At 71.3% G+C, this 14,865-nt stretch carries 13 protein-coding genes; 9 read left to right on the top strand and 4 right to left on the bottom strand.

Annotated elements, in window-relative coordinates:
* Positions 1-76: 76 nt before the first annotated feature.
* Entirely contained in the window at positions 77-2,257 is a 2,181-nt protein-coding gene (locus tag ACI3KX_RS20020; protein WP_404910836.1) for an alpha-galactosidase, read from the bottom strand.
* Positions 2,258-2,323: 66 nt separating this feature from the next.
* On the opposite strand from ACI3KX_RS20020, the gene ACI3KX_RS20015 reads away from it, so the two are divergent.
* Positions 2,324-4,174, top strand: a complete 1,851-nt coding sequence (locus ACI3KX_RS20015) for a beta-L-arabinofuranosidase domain-containing protein (protein WP_404910835.1) — start codon at positions 2,324-2,326, stop codon at positions 4,172-4,174.
* On the opposite strand, the gene ACI3KX_RS20010 is transcribed toward ACI3KX_RS20015, so the two are convergent.
* Positions 4,164-5,189: a LacI family DNA-binding transcriptional regulator gene (locus tag ACI3KX_RS20010; RefSeq protein WP_363354282.1), complete on the bottom strand. Its 1,026-nt coding sequence runs from the start codon at positions 5,187-5,189 to the stop codon at positions 4,164-4,166. The genes ACI3KX_RS20015 and ACI3KX_RS20010 overlap by 11 nt on opposite strands.
* A 180-nt stretch (positions 5,190-5,369) precedes the next feature.
* On the opposite strand from ACI3KX_RS20010, the gene ACI3KX_RS20005 reads away from it, so the two are divergent.
* From ACI3KX_RS20005 to ccsB, 7 genes are all read left to right on the top strand, one after another.
* On the top strand, positions 5,370-6,077 hold the full coding sequence (locus ACI3KX_RS20005; protein WP_404910834.1) for a ThuA domain-containing protein: 708 nt from the start codon (positions 5,370-5,372) through the stop codon (positions 6,075-6,077).
* Positions 6,078-6,255: 178 nt separating this feature from the next.
* Positions 6,256-6,927, top strand: a complete 672-nt coding sequence (locus ACI3KX_RS20000; protein WP_349428597.1) for a DedA family protein — start codon at positions 6,256-6,258, stop codon at positions 6,925-6,927.
* An 88-nt stretch (positions 6,928-7,015) separates the two neighbouring features.
* Positions 7,016-7,645 (top strand): histidine phosphatase family protein, encoded by a 630-nt coding sequence (locus ACI3KX_RS19995; protein WP_363354277.1) that lies wholly within the window; start codon positions 7,016-7,018, stop codon positions 7,643-7,645.
* Positions 7,642-8,280: a TlpA family protein disulfide reductase gene (locus ACI3KX_RS19990; RefSeq protein WP_404910833.1), complete on the top strand. Its 639-nt coding sequence runs from the start codon at positions 7,642-7,644 to the stop codon at positions 8,278-8,280. Before ACI3KX_RS19995 ends, ACI3KX_RS19990 begins: the two co-directional genes overlap by 4 nt.
* On the top strand, positions 8,277-9,134 hold the full coding sequence (locus ACI3KX_RS19985) for a cytochrome c biogenesis CcdA family protein (RefSeq protein ID WP_404910832.1): 858 nt from the start codon (positions 8,277-8,279) through the stop codon (positions 9,132-9,134). Before ACI3KX_RS19990 ends, ACI3KX_RS19985 begins: the two co-directional genes overlap by 4 nt.
* A 55-nt stretch (positions 9,135-9,189) precedes the next feature.
* Positions 9,190-10,887, top strand: a complete 1,698-nt coding sequence (locus ACI3KX_RS19980; protein WP_404910831.1) for a cytochrome c biogenesis protein ResB — start codon at positions 9,190-9,192, stop codon at positions 10,885-10,887.
* A 5-nt stretch (positions 10,888-10,892) separates the two neighbouring features.
* Positions 10,893-11,978, top strand: coding sequence for a c-type cytochrome biogenesis protein CcsB (ccsB, locus tag ACI3KX_RS19975; RefSeq protein WP_404910830.1), 1,086 nt, complete (start codon positions 10,893-10,895; stop codon positions 11,976-11,978).
* Positions 11,979-12,045: 67 nt separating this feature from the next.
* Here the strand turns inward: ccsB and ACI3KX_RS19970 are convergent, their stop codons facing one another.
* Both ACI3KX_RS19970 and ACI3KX_RS19965 read right to left on the bottom strand, forming a co-directional pair.
* Positions 12,046-12,540, bottom strand: a complete 495-nt coding sequence (locus ACI3KX_RS19970; RefSeq protein WP_404910829.1) for a nitroreductase/quinone reductase family protein — start codon at positions 12,538-12,540, stop codon at positions 12,046-12,048.
* Positions 12,541-12,634: 94 nt separating this feature from the next.
* Positions 12,635-14,644 (bottom strand): YhgE/Pip family protein, encoded by a 2,010-nt coding sequence (locus ACI3KX_RS19965; protein WP_404910828.1) that lies wholly within the window; start codon positions 14,642-14,644, stop codon positions 12,635-12,637.
* A gap of 21 nt (positions 14,645-14,665) precedes the next feature.
* Between ACI3KX_RS19965 and ACI3KX_RS19960 the strand changes: the two genes are divergently transcribed.
* On the top strand, positions 14,666-14,865 hold a 200-nt coding region (locus tag ACI3KX_RS19960), incomplete at its 3' end, for a hypothetical protein (protein WP_404910827.1).

Genomic DNA, 14,865 nt, shown 5'->3' with positions numbered 1-14,865 from the left:
GTCCTGAGCGGCGCCCTGCTCAGCCGAGTCGGCCTGGAGTTCCCCACGTTCCACCCCGAGCGCGCCGCCGTGACCCTCAGTCGGCCGCCTGCAGGTGCACCACGGCGGCGCGCTCGGGGTGGAACGTGGGGAACTCCAGGCCGACTCGGCTGAGCAGGGCGCCGCTCAGGACGGGGGCAGGACCGTGCTCGTCGAGACCCGGCGCCCCCAGCCATCCCGGCACCTGCCACGGGGGTCCGAGCGACTCCGGCGCGTCCACCGCGATCCGGTAGCGGCGCTCGGGAGCGAGGCCGGTGAGTCTCACGCGCGCCAGGGCGTCCGGGCTCGTCGCCGGCGTCACGATGGTGTACAACGCCTCCGTCCCCTCCGGCGAGACGACTCCTCGTACCGCGGGCGCGGAGTGGTCGGCAGGCCCGCCGACGGCGCGCCCCGTCGAGATGAGGCGTCGGTGCCTGCGGTACAGCGAGATCCAGGACGAGAGCGTCTCGCGGTCGGCGTCCTCGAGGCCTCGGATGTCCCATTCGATTCCGAAGTGGCCGAGCAGCGCGACCGCGCACCGGTAGTGCAGGCTGGAGGTGCGTCCCGTCGTGCTGGAGACCGCCGACGCGACATGCGAGCCCATCATCTCGGGCGGCACCAGAAGCCCGGTCCATCGCAGGATGTGGAACCGGTCGATCGGGTCGTGGCTGTCCGAGGGATGGATGCGGTCGGTGCGCTCGAGGATGCCGAGATCGACGCGTCCGCCGCCCGAGGCGCAGCTCTCGATCTCGAGGTCGAGGTGGCGAGCCCGCAGCTCGTCGATGAGCCGGTAGACGGCAAGCGTCTGCTCGTGCACGGCAGGAGCGCCGCTCACGGGGTGACCGGCCTCGACGAGATCTCGATTGTGGTCCCACTTCAGATAGCTCACACCGATCGAGGTGACGAGGTCGTCGAGCCGTTCCAGGATGTGGGCGTATGCCTCGGGGTGCGTCAGATCGAGCACCTGCTGGAACCGGTATCGCGGCGGAAGCTCCGGTCGCGCGCGGAGGATCCAGTCGGGATGCGCGCGGGCGAGGTCGGAGTCCTCGTTGATCATCTCGGGTTCCACCCAGAGCCCGAACTCCATGCCGAGCTGTCGCACGCGGTCGGCCAACGGCCGCAGGCCGTCGGGCCAGCCCACCGGATCGGGCGTCCAGTCGCCCAGCCCCGAGCGGTCATCCCGGCGGCCGCGGAACCAGCCGTCGTCGAGCACGTACCGCTCCACGCCGAGTTCGGCGCCGCGTTCGGCGAGATCGATGAGCGTTGCCGGGTCCTGGTCGAAGTACACCGCCTCCCAGACGTTCAGCGTGACCGGGCGGTCCCGTCGCGACGACCGCGACCGGGCGCGCAGGTGGTCGTGATAGCGCGACGCCGCACTGTCGAGTCCGTCGCCGTAGCTGCCGTAGACCCAAGGTGTGACGTACTCCTCGCCCGTCGTGAGCCGGATCTCTCCGGGCAGCAGCAGTTCGCCGCCCCGGAAGGCGAGGAAGCCGTCGCCGCGTTCGATGGCGTGCTCGTGATTCCCGCTGAAGCCGACGTGGCAGACCCACACCTCGCCGGCATCCGACGCGAACCCTGGAACGCCGGCGGCGATCACCGTCGTGGCGTCCAGGCCGGTGCGCCCACGGCGGGAGGGGCGGGTGTGGATGCCGCGGACGATGGGATGCCGCTGCGGGATCCGCTCGTGAGCCCAGCGTCCGGAGAAGTCGAGGACCTCGCCGGCACGCAGCGGAAGGGGCAGCGACAGCATCACCTCGGCGATCTCGAGCGGGGCTTCGTCCTCGCCGGTGTTGCGGATGAGAGCACGTGTTCGCAGCAGTCCACTCGCGCTGAGATCGATCTCCAGATGGAGCTCGATCTGTGCCCAGTCGTCGCGTGCGTCGACGACGACGCTGCCCGCGCCGACGGTGGCCACACCCGTCTCGACGGGCATGCCGGCGACTCGGATCGGCGCGGCGTGGAAGCGGGGAGCCCAGGCGGCACCCGCTCGATGCGCGCTCAGCCCTGGTCGGCCGAACCAGCCGCGGCTGTGCTCCGGCAGGATCGTCGCGTGGTACGGAACATCGGAATCGGTTGAAAGACCAGGCCTTTCCTCCGCCATGACGAAGCCTTGAAGATCATCGGCGCTCACATCGATGCGAGCGCCCCAGTGGACGATCCTGGGCAGGCTCGCTGCCTGCTGGGCAACCACGAGCGAGACGTCGCCGGCCGACAGGTGGGCGATGCGCACATCATTCATAAGACCCATTGTGCAGGGTCGGCGATCGCGAGGTACAGTCAGAGATCGATCTCAGAGGAGAGAACCATGCCCCTCGATACCTCCACCGCCGTCGCTCTCGCTCCCGGCGCGGTGCGCCTGACGAGCGGCGACGTCGACCGGCGCCGGCGACGCAACCGCGAGTATCTGGTCTCGCTCACCGAGCGCAACCTGGTGCAGAACCACCTCATCGAGGCGGGGATCGGCGACCAGCTGTGGCATCTGCATCCGTCGCGAGAGGGGCATGCCGATCGTGGACTCGACCGTCACTGGGGGTGGGAGACGCCTGGGTCTCTCCTGCGCGGCCACTTTCTCGGGCACTGGATGTCGGCGGCGGCACGCGAGGTGGCGGCGACGGGCGATGCCGTCCTCCGGGGCAAGCTCGACAACGTCATCCGGCTCCTGGCCGAGTGCCAGGAGGAGAACGGCGGCGCCTGGGTCTTCGCCACACCGCGGTCGTTCCTGCGCCGACTGGGCGAGGGGCGGGAGACGTGGGCGCCGCAGTATGCGATCCACAAGACCTTCATGGGTCTCATCGACGTCTACCGCGACCTGGGCGACGACAGGGCTCTGACGATCGCGCATCGCGCGGCGGGAACGATCGCAGAGTGGGCACGTGGCTTCGGCACGGCGCGGTTCCAGGAGATCCTGGACGTCGAGACGGGCGGGATGCTCGAAGTCTGGGCGGATCTGCTCGAGGCGACAGGCGACGGCCTCTACCGGGAGCTGCTCGACCGCTACTGGCATGCGTCGCTGTTCGATCCACTGCTGGACGGCCAGGACGTTCTGACCAACATGCACGCCAACACGACCATCCCCGAGGTGCTCGGCGCCGCGCGCGCCTACGAAGTGACCGGGGACGAGCGGTGGCGTCGGGTCGTGGAGGCCTACTGGGAGTGGGCGGTGATCCGCAGGGGAACCTTCTGCACGGGCGGCCAGACGTCGGGCGAGATCTGGACGCCGCCGTTCGAGTTCGCCGCGCGACGCGGACCGAAGACCCAGGAGCACTGCGTCGTCTACAACATGATCCGTCTGGCCGATGTGCTGTTCCGCTGGAGCGGTGCCGCCGCGTCGCTGGACTACATCGAGACCAACCTCCACAACGGGCTGCTCGCTCAGCAGAACCCCGACACCGGAATGGTGGCCTACTTCCTCCCGCTCGAGGGCGGTGGCCGCAAGGAATGGGGCACTCCCACCGAGGACTTCTGGTGCTGTCACGGAACTCTCGTACAGGCGCACACCCGTCTCGCCCAGCTCGCCGTATACGCCGGCGCGGACGACGTCGTGACCGTGGCGCAGTACCTGCCGGTCCGTGCCGAGGCGGCTGTCGCCGGGCGCGCAGTCGGCGTCGAGATCCGGCTTCTCGATGACGCCGGCTATGTCGGTCCGGACGCGAACGACGGTCCTGGTGGCGACCGTCGCCGCCCTCGAGCGCTGCGGACGCGCGTGACAGTGACTTCCGACGGGACCGATGCCGTGCGTGTGAGGCTCCGCGTGCCGGCGTGGACCGACGGCGATCCCGAGGTCCGCACGTCCGTCCGGTGGCGCCGCGCGGGCTCTTGGCTCGAAGTCGAACACCCGGGCGGGGAGACCCGCATCGACCTCGAGTTCCCGATGGCGCTGCGCGCGGTCCCGATCCCCGATGAGCCTTCGACGATCGCCTTCGTCGAGGGCCCGGTCGTCCTCGCTGGTCTGGTCGACCGCGAAGTCGCCCTTCACGGGGATGCCGGCGATCCCACCACGATGCTCGCGCCCGACGACGAGCGCCAGTGGACGCAATGGCTCGTGCGGTATCGCTCGATCGGCCAGGATGCCGCCATCCGGTTCCTGCCGCTGCACGAGGTGACCGACCAGCGGTTCTCGATCTACTTCCCGGTGCGCTCGACGGTCAGTCGCTGAGCGTCAGGCGCGTGGACCCGCGCTCCACGAGCTCCGTCGGCATGACCACAGCTTCGGTCTCCACCGACTCGCCCGCCGCGGCGCGGGCCAGGATGTGCACCGCGGCGGCTGCCATCTCGCGGATCGGCTGGCGGATGGTGGTAAGAGGGGGGTGCAGCCAGCGGGCGCCGCGCACATCGTCGAAGCCGATGACGAGGACGTCTCGGGGGATGCTTCGTCCGCTGTCGGAGATCGCGCGGTAGGCGCCGGCCGCCATCTCGTCGGAACAGGCGAACACGCCGACCGGCCCCTCGCCGCCGAGCTCGGAGAGTGCGCGCGCGCATGCCCGTCGGGCGTCCCATGCGCTCCAGTCGGCGCTCGTCCGCACGAACTCGGCGTCCGGGGCGATCTTCTGCAGCGCGCTCGCGAAGCCTTCGACGCGCGCGCGTCCGTACCGGTAGGAAGGGGCGCCGCCGATGACGATGAATCGGCGCGCGCCGCGCTCGACGAGGTGCTCGGCGGCGGCCTCGCCGCCGGCGCGATCGGTGGTCCGCACGCTGGGAAGCGGGCGGGACGCCTCGGAGGGGGGCTCCATCAGCACGAGCGGGATGCCGGCGCGGCGCATCGCCGCGATCTGGGTGCTGGTCGGCACGATGAGTCCCACGATGACCCCCGCGGAGCCGCGCGACCGGATCCGCGCGGGCCAGTCCTCGGCGGGATCCTCCCGCTCGGCCGTGAGTACGAGGTCGAAGCCGAGCTGCGAGGCGGTCGTGCGCGCGCCCGCCGTGATCTCCTCGGTGTACGGGTCGTGGAAGTGACCGAGCACCAGATCGAACATCAGGGACGTGCCGCGCCGCGGGCGCCCGCGCACCTGCCCGGCGGGCCGGTATCCGAGCTCGGTCGCCGAGCGCAGCACGCGTGCGCGGGTCTCGGCGGCCATCTCCCCGCGCGCGCGGAGAGCTCGCGAGGCCGTGGCGATGCTCACCCCGGCCCGCTCGGCTACGGCGGTCAGGGTGACGCGATCTGCGGGTGGCATGGGTCCCATTTTGCGCAAATTGCGTTCGCCCGGCAATGCGTCGGTGGCATCGTTTGTCGACGTTGCACCTGCCCGTCGATGTGGAGGGATGAAGTCGATGATGACGAGACCGCGAACCGGACCGGCCGCAGCCCGCTGCACGGGCCGCCGACCTCGCGTCGCACGCACCGAGGTCCGGCCGTGAGCGCGCGGCGCGCCCTCATCGTCCGCGGGGGCGGCGACGGATATCGAATCGTCGAGGCGACGGAGATGTTCCGGTCGTTCCTGGACGACCACGGCTTCGACGTGAGGGTGGAGGAGTCCCACGCGATCTACGCCGACCGCGAGGAGATGGCGCGGATCGATCTCGTCGTGCAGTGCGTGACCGGCTGCGAGATCTCCGACGAGGCGCTGCGAGGACTCCGCGAGGCGGTCGAGCGGGGCACCGGGCTCGCCGGCTGGCACCGTGGCATCGCCGACTCCTACCGCAACAGCTCCGACTACCTGCAGCTGATCGGCGGCCAGCTCGCCACGCATCCGGCTGCCGGCGCCGATGCCCAGGAGCAGGACCGCCCGGACGAGACGGTCTGCTACACGGTCGATGTGACTGACATCGGCCGCTCGCACGAGATCATGTCGGGACTCGAGGACTTCACGCTGCGTACCGAGCAGTACTGGGTGCTCACGGACGACCTCAACGAGGTGCTCGCGACCAGCACGCTCCCCGTGCGGCCGCACCGTCCGTGGCATCGGCCCGTCACCACGCCCGCGGTGTGGACGCGTGAGTGGGGTCAGGGCCGGGTCTTCGTCGCCGCACCGGGCCACAATCTCAGGGTCCTGCGCGACGTCAGCGTGCGCACGATCATCGAGAGAGGGATGCTCTGGGCGAGCCGCGGCGCGGCGGCCTAGGCATCCGGGCGCCTGCGCCCGCTGAGCGTCCGGTCTCAGGAGACTCCGGCAGACCCCATCGGCTTCGGGGGGTCTGCACCCGGGTTCCGTTCATCCTTCTTCCGTAGCGTGGACCCGTCGCGCCGAACGGTCGCGGCCGCCGCCACCAGGTGCCGACGGACGGACGGGGATCCGACGAATGACGACTGCGACGACGACCGACGGCTCGTGGCTGAGCACGCTCGCCGATTGGGCGGTCTCGCTCATGGACGTGATCGGACCGGCCGGCGCCGGCATCGCGATCGCCATGGAGAACCTGTTCCCACCCCTGCCGAGCGAGGTGATCCTGCCGATGGCGGGGCTCGCCGCGAGCCGTGGCTCCTTCACCGTCGTCGAGGCCCTGGTGTGGACGACCGCCGGATCGGTGATCGGGGCGCTGCTGCTGTACGGCCTCGGTGCCTGGCTCGGCGTCGCCCGGCTGCGTGCGATCGCGGCGAAGGTGCCGCTGCTGAAGCCCGAGGACATCGATCGCACGGTCGCCTGGTTCGAACGGCACGGCGGCAAGGCGGTGTTCTTCGGGCGCATGATCCCGATCTTCCGCAGCCTCATCTCGATCCCCGCCGGCATCACGCGCATGCCGTTGTGGCGATTCGCCCTCCTGACGGCGGCGGGCAGCCTGCTGTGGAACTCGATCTTCGTGCTGTCCGGATACTTCCTCGGTGAGTCCTGGCACATCGTCGAGCGGTACGCGGACATCCTGCAGTACGCCGTCATCGCCGTCGCCGCGGCAGCCGTCCTGTGGTTCGTCGCGGCGCGCGTGCGCGAGGCGCTCGCCGCGCGCGATTCCCGCGGTGAGCCCGAGCTCGACTGAATCCGACTCCGCCCGAGGCGCCGCGCGTGCCGCGAACCTGGGAGCACGCTCAGCCGGCCCACAGATGAGGCCCACGTAGACTGGGGCGGTGCCCGCAGCTCGCCTCCATCTCGTGCGCCACGGGGAGGTTCACAACCCCGCCCGCGTGCTCTACGGGCGACTCCCGGGCTATGGCCTGAGCGCAGAAGGCCGCCGCATGGCCCGGCAGGCGGCGGAGTACGTGAAGTCGCTGGACCGGCCCGTCTCGGCGCTGGTGTGCTCGCCGCTGCAGCGGACGCAGGAATCGGCCGAGCCGTTTGCCGAGATCTTCGGCATGGCGCCGGTCATCGACGAGCGCGTCATCGAGCCGACCAACGTCTTCGAGGGCAAGCGCATGGCGATCGCCATGGTCAACCCGTGGAACTGGCGCCACCTCCGCAAGCCGGCGCTCCCCAGCTGGGGCGAGCCGTACGCGGACGTCGTGGGGCGCATGAACGCGGCGATGACGCACGCGTGGGATGCCGCGGACTCCGGTGACGTCGTCATCGTGTCGCACCAGCTCCCGATCTGGATCACCCACCTCGCGGTCGCCGGGCTGCCGCTGCGGCACGACCCCCGCGCGCGCCGCTGCGCGCTGTCGAGCGTGACGAGCTTCGAGATGGTCGACAAGAAGTGGACCGAGACCGCCTACGCCGAGCCGGCGTCGACGGCCGGCGCGGTGGATGTGGGGGCGGTATGACCGGTCGGCGGTCGCTGAGGGAGCGGAGCGGGAAGCGGCGCAGGACGCAGGCGGCGGCATCCGCTCTCCTCGTCGTCGGCCTGATCGCCGGTCTCGCCGCGTGCACGAGCGACCCTCTCGCCGACCAGTACCGGTCCGGTGACAACAAGGGCTTCGTCGCCGCCGACGGCTTCCGCGTCGTCGAGATCTCGGCAGACCAGCGCAGCGAGCCGGTCGACTTCGAAGGCGTGCTCGACACCGGCGGCACGACCTCCAGCGCCGACTACGCCGGCGACGTGCTCGTCGTGAACTTCTGGTACGCCGGCTGCGCGCCCTGCCGTGTCGAAGCGCCCGAGCTCGCGGCGGCCGACGCCGCATTCGAGGGACAGGATGTCGCCTTCCTCGGCGTGAACCTCTACGACGGCGCCGAGGCGTCGCGAGCGTTCGCCGACACCTACGGCGTCTCGTACCCCAGTGCCCTGGCGACCGAGGACGGGTCGATCAAGCTCGCGTTCGCGGGGGAGAGCCCGCTCAATGCGGTCCCCGTCACGCTCGTGCTGGACAAGGAGGGCCGCGTCGCCGCGCGCCTGGTGGGGCAGATCGAGGACGCGTCGATCCTTGAGACCATCGTGCGCGAGACCCTGGAGGAGTCGTGAACCTGGGCGCGCTGGTCGCCGACGGCTCGCTGCTCATCGCGATCCCGATCGCGATCCTCGCCGGCGCCATCTCGTTCCTCTCGCCCTGCGTGCTTCCGCTGGTCCCCGGCTACCTCGGCTTCATCGGCGGGGCCGTGAGCCCGCGTCCGGCGCGGGTCGCGGTCGGCGCTTCGCCAGGCACGGCGACCGGAGACGGCTCGGCGACCGGCGCCCCCCGGTCGTTGAGCGAGCGAAGCGAGACGAAACGCGCCGAACCCGCGGACGTCATCGAACCCGGTCGCGGGCGCCTCGTCCTCGGCGTGCTGCTGTTCATCGCCGGCTTCACCGTGGTCTTCGTCAGCGTGGCGATGCTCGGCGGCACGCTCGGGCGCTTCCTCCTCGAGTACGCCGACCTCATCACCCGTGTACTCGGCGTCGTCATCATCGCGATGGGCCTCGTCTTCATCGGCTGGTTCGGCAGGGCGCAGCGCATCACGAGGCCGCAGGTGCGCAGCAGTCTCGGGCTGATCGGCGCGCCGCTGCTGGGGGTCGCGCTCGGCATCGGCTGGGCGCCGTGCATCGGACCCACGCTCGCCGTCATCCTCACCATGGCGTTCGACTCCGGGTCGGCGGCGCGCGCGGCGCTGCTCGGCGTGGCGTACTCGCTGGGGCTCGGCATCCCGTTCCTCCTCCTCACGCTCGGCTTCGGGTGGGCGACCCGCTCCGTGTCGTTCGTGCGCCGCCACATCCGCGTGGTGAACCTCATCGGCGGTGCGCTGCTCATCGTGCTCGGCCTCCTCATGGTGACCGGCGTGTGGACCGCCGTCATGGCCCAGCTCCAGGGGGTGTTCTCCAGTGTCCCGGCCCCGCTCTGACGCTCCGGAAGGCTCGGCGACCGAGGGGGCGGACGCCTCCGCCCCGGTCGAAGGGATGCTGCGTCCCGCCGATCACGCCGACTCCGCGGACCCCGCGGCTGCTCAGGACGGCATCACCCAGCCCGCCCTCGGCGTCGTCGGCTGGCTGCGCTGGGGCTGGCGCCAGCTCACGTCGATGCGCACCGCGCTGGTGCTCCTGCTGCTCCTCGCGATCGCGGCGGTGCCCGGGTCGCTCGTGCCGCAGCGCAGCGCCGACCCCAACGGCGTGCGCCAGTACTTCGTCGACAACGCCGACCTCGCACCGGTGCTCGACAAGCTGAGCCTGTTCGACGTCTACACCTCGCCGTGGTTCTCGGCGATCTACATCCTGCTGTTCATCTCGCTCGTCGGCTGCGTCATCCCGCGCACGAAGCATCACTACAAGGCGATGCGCGCACAGCCGCCCCGCACGCCCGCGCGGCTGTCGCGGCTGGAGGTGCACCGGTCCGAGATCCTCGAATGCCAGGACGACGCGGATGCCGCGACGGCCGTCGCGGCCGCGCAGCAGCAGCTGCGCAAGGCCGGCTACCGCGTGGCGAGATACGACGGCGCCCGGGCATTCTCGGTCTCGGCCGAGCGCGGCTACCTCCGCGAGACCGGCAACCTCGTCTTCCACGCGTCGCTCGTCGGCGTCCTGCTGGCCGTCGGCATCGGCGGGGGATTCACCTATACCGGGCAGACCGTCATCATCGAGGGCCGCACGTGGGTCAACACGATGCTCGACTACACCTCGTTCAACCCCGGCCGGTTCGTGGACGAGGACGCCCTCACCCCCTACGCGCTCACGCTCGACGACTTCTCGCTGTCGTACGTGACCCCCGGCCAGCAGGGCGCCGGGCAGGCCGGCGACTTCGTCGCCCACCTCACCACGCAGTTCCCCGACGCCGACCCCGGAACCGGCGAGGTGCGCGTCAACCACCCGCTGCAGATCGCCGGCGACAAGGTGTACCTGATGGGCAACGGATACGCGCCGACGATCACGATCCGCGACGACGCTGGCGATGTCGTGTTCTCCGAGCCGGTGCCCTTCCTGCCCCAGGACAACAACATGACGTCGCAGGGCGTCGTGAAGGTGCCGGACGGGCTGCGCGAGCAGGTGGGCCTGGTGGGCTTCTTCTATCCGACCGCGCAGGAGCTCTCCAACGGCGCCTTCACCTCGGTCTACGGCGACCTCGAGTACCCGATGCTCACGTTCTGGGTGTACGCCGGCGACCTCGGCATCGACGGCGGCATCCCGCGGTCGGTGTACACCCTCGACCCCGAGGGGATGACGCAGCTCGCCGGCGGCGAGTCCGGCACGCAGTCCCTCGCGCTGAAGCCCGGAGAGACCGTGGACCTGCCCGACGGGCTCGGGACGGTGACCTTCGAGAACGAGGCCCCCGAAGGCGCGGCAGGGTTCGAGGACTCGGTCAAGCGCTACGTGTCGCTGTCGGTCCACCGCGATGCCGCCGCCACCTGGGTGCTGGTGTTCGCGATCCTCGCGACGGCAGGACTCCTCGCCGCGCTGTTCGTCCCGCGCCGGCGGATGTGGGTGAGGGCGATGCCGCAGGGGCATACCGTGCAGCTCGAGTACGCCGGGCTTGCTCGCGGAGAGGACCCCGCCCTCGAGGGGGCCGTCTCGCAGTTCGCGCAGCGGCACCTCGCGTCGCTCGCCGGCCGTGAATCGGCCGGCGACCGCCCCCTCCAGCCCGATTCGACCCCCGACGTAGACTGAGGATCATGCCCGACGCCTCCCCCCTCACCCTCGACTCCGTCTCGGTGCTGCTGGTCTGGACGGCCATCGCGATCTACGCGCTCGCGTTCATCGCCTACGCGGTCGATCTGGCGCGTCGAGGCGCCGTCGCCGTGGAGGCGAAGGATGCCGCCGCCCACACCGCCCGCGACCGCGAGCTCGTCGCGGCCGGTGCCGGCGGCGGCTCTGGGCGCACCGGGATCATCGAGCAGATGCGTGCGCAGGAGACGGCATCCGAGCAGGCGCTCAACGCCCGCGTCGGCAGCCGCCAGCGCCTGGTGTGGGCCCGGATCGGCACGTCGCTGACGGTCCTCGGCTTCCTCTTCCATCTCGGCGGGGACGTGACCCGCGGCATCGCCGCCGGCCGCGTGCCGTGGTCGAACATGTACGAGTTCGCCCTCACCGGGACGCTCCTGATCGTCGCCGTGTACCTGGGCGTTCTCTTCCGCTACGACCTGCGGTTCCTCGGCACCTTCATCACCGGTCTCGTCGTCGTGCTGCTGGGCGGCACGGCGATCTGGTTCTACACCGACATCGTGCCGCTGATGGACCCGCTGAAGTCGGTGTGGCTCGTCATCCACGTGTTCGTCGCGTCGCTCGCGACCGCCCTGTTCGCGCTCGCCTTCGGCCTGTCGGTGCTGCAGCTGATGCAGGCGCGGCGAGAGGCGAGGATCGCCGCCGCTGCTCGTGTCCAGGACGCCGACGCCTCCGCGGCGTCGACCGCCAAGACCGGGCCGGGATTCCTGCGGACGCTGCCGGGCGCCGAGGCGCTCGAGTCGCTGGCGTACCGCTTCGCGATCCTCGGCTTCATCTTCTGGACGTTCACCCTCATCGCCGGCTCCATCTGGGCCAACGACGCGTGGGGCCGATACTGGGGCTTCGACACGAAGGAAGTGTGGACCTTCGTGATCTGGGTGCTCTACGCCGGCTATATCCACGCGCGCGCGACCCGCGGATGGCGCGGTTCGCGTTCGGCCTGGCTGTCGATCATCGGCTTCACCGCCGTGATCTTCAACTTCACGATCGTCAACATGTTCTTCAAGGGTCTGCACGCCTACTCCGGCCTGAGCTGACCAGGTCACGGCCGGTCACGGCCGAGGCCCGGTCCACACCGTATGCCGCGGACGGAATGCCTGCGGCTCAGCGCGTCCCCGGGGCGGGTTCCAGGATGACGAGAGGCGTCTCGCGGCTGCGCCGAGAGGCAAGGGCGTCCAGGTCGTCGCCACCCTCGAGCGAGCGGAACACTTCCCAGAGGCGCTCACGTTCCGCACCCTGCGCTTCGCGTGCGATCACGTCGCGTCGCTCGCCGGGGAGATCGACGGATGCCGTCGGCCGCGCCTGCAGGTTCAGCCACCACGCCGGCGGCGGGTCGCCCCAGCCGTTCATCGCCATCGTGACGAGATTCGGGCCGTCCTCGACGTAGGCGACGATCGCGGCGCGCGGGGCACCCGAGCGGCGGCCGATGGTGTGCAGGCGCATCATGCCCCAGACCTTCGAGCTCGGCGGCCGCAGCCCCAGGCGGCCGCCCGTGACGTTGTAGATGGCGCGGTGCACGACCCACGCGGTGCGGATGAACCAGCGCGGAGGCAAGCGCGCGGATCCGGACTGCGGGGCCGCGGCAGAGGGGGTGGCCACGCGATGATCATCGCGTCCGGCGGGGCCTGGGGCAACCCCTGCCCGGCACAGCTCGAGCCCGGTCGACACGTCGAGCGGGCTCGAGCCATGAGGATCAGGCGGTGGCGGGCGTCGCCCTCAGCAGGGCGCGCGCCGAGGTGCTGCGCCGGCGGGCGACGACGATCATCGTGGCGACGAGCGCGAGGAACGTCCAGATGATCAGCCCGGCGAACGCCGCCCCGAGCCCCGAAGCCGAGGTGAGGGCCGCGAGCATGCCGTTGTAGGCCGGGGCCGTCGGCATGAGCCCCGCGATGCTCGACAGCGCACCCGGCACGGTGGAGACCACGCCGGTCGCGACCGTGAGCACGCCGATGAGCGCCGAGATCCAGCGGCCGGCGCCGCCGAAGACAGCGACGAGCGCCTGGTTCACGGCGGCGAACGCGATGCCCGCGACGACGCAGACGCCGGCGAGCGCCCACCACTCGGCCCAGCCGTACGACGCGGCGAGCTGGACGACGCCGGCGACGAGCGCGCCCTGCAGCGCGCCGAGGCCGGCCGCCGGGGCGAACGACCGCAGTGCGAGCACCGCAGACGGCTGGCGCGACGTGAGGGCGCGGCGCGACACGGCCTGCAGCGCGATGAACGTGCCGAGCCCGCCGAACCACAGCGCGAGGGTCGCCAGCAGGGGGACCGCCGACGCACCGAAGAGCGAGGTGCCCACGCCGTCGGCCTCGACCGGGTCGGCGACGACGGAGGCGAGATCGGTCGCCTCCTGGTCGGTGTAAGACGGGAGGGACTCGGATGCCGTGGTCAGGCCGCTCGCGAGCTCGGACGTGCCGGTCGCCAGCTGGGCCACCCCGTCGGCGAGGCTCGTCGCACCGTCGGCGGCCTGCGTCGCGCCCGAGGCGAGCTGCGTCGAGCCGTCGGCGAGACCGCTGGCGCCGTCCGCCGACTGGCTGGTCGCGGACTGGAGCTGGACGAGACCGCTCGCGAGATCGCGGGTCCCGTTCGCCGCCTGGGTGAGGCCGGCGCTCGTCTCGTCCATCAGAGCGGTGATGCCGCTCGCCGTGGGCGCCGCGTAGGCGGAGGCGGTCCCGGCGCTCGTCGCGGCCGTTCCGGCGCTCTGCGCCGCGGTGGCGGCGGTAGCCGCTGCGCCGTTGATCGGATCGCAGGAGGTGTCCTCCGGCGTTGCCGGGACGCACTGCGCCGCGAGCGCGCCGAGCTGCTGAGCGAGGCCGCCGAGCGTCTTCGCGAGCGCAGCGGTCTCGGTCGCGGCCTGCGAGGCGTTGTTGGCCGACTTGTTCGCGGCATCCTTCAGATCCTGGTTCTGGACGCCGGTAGCCGCCGAGTCGAGACCCGATGCGATGCTGTTCGCCCCGCCGGCGGCGCCGCCGATGCCCTCGGCGATTTGATCGAGGCCGGAAGAGAGCTGCGAGGCTCCGTCCGCGAGCTGCGTGTTGCCATCGGCGAGCTGCGAGATGCCGTCCGGCAGCTGTGCCGCGCCGTCGGCGGTCTGGCTCGCGCCGTCGGCGAGCTGCGTGGCGCCGTCGGCCGCCGTGCCGAGCTGGTCGCCCAGCGTCGTGAAGCCGAGGAACACGTTCTCGAGGTACACGCTCGACAGCTGCGTGCCCATGGTCGAGGCGGCGGCTGTCGCCACCTGCGCGGTGATGGCGTCATCGACGATGAGGCTGTCGGGCGGGGTCGTCACCTCGATGGTCGCCTGCTCGGGCGTCGATCCCGGAGCCGTCGACGTCGCGGCGGCCGAGAAGTTCTCGGGGATCGTGATGACCGCGGCGTAGGTGCCGTCCGCGAGGCCCGCCTCGGCATCCTCTTCGTTCGAGATCGTCCAGGTGAGGTTGCTGTCGAGCTCGTCAGATCCCTCGACGAGGCCGGCGGTGAGCTGACGGCCGAGCGGCACGGTCTGCCCGTCGATGGTGACGGGCTCGTCCTCGTTCACGATCGCGGCAGTGAGGCTGTCGAGCCGCTCGACGGGGTTGTACAGCGCGGCGACCAGGATGCCGCCGATCACGACTGGCAGCAGCAGCACGCCGACGAGCGTCAGCCACGTGACGGGCCGGCGGGAGCGCGCGCGCTCGACGGCCGTGGTGATCCAGTTCGGGGTCATGCGTTCACCTCTGCGGTGGGGGTGGTCAGGGGAGCGCCCGAGCGCAGCGTCAGCGAGGACACCTCGGGGCGGTGCGCGTCGGCGAGCAGGGCGAGCGCACTGCGCCGCGGCATCCCGCAGCAGCGCGCCCGCCTGGTCGCGCTCGGCGGCGTCGAGCGCGTCCACACCCTCGACGACGACGAGGGTCGCCTTGCCGGCGAGTGCGCGGCGCAGGGCCGGCA

The organism is Microbacterium sp. ZW CA_36, assembly GCF_044987475.1.
Lineage (GTDB): Bacteria > Actinomycetota > Actinomycetes > Actinomycetales > Microbacteriaceae > Microbacterium.
Note: the sequence above shows the minus strand (reverse complement) of the source record. Positions and strands in the feature narration are given on the sequence as shown.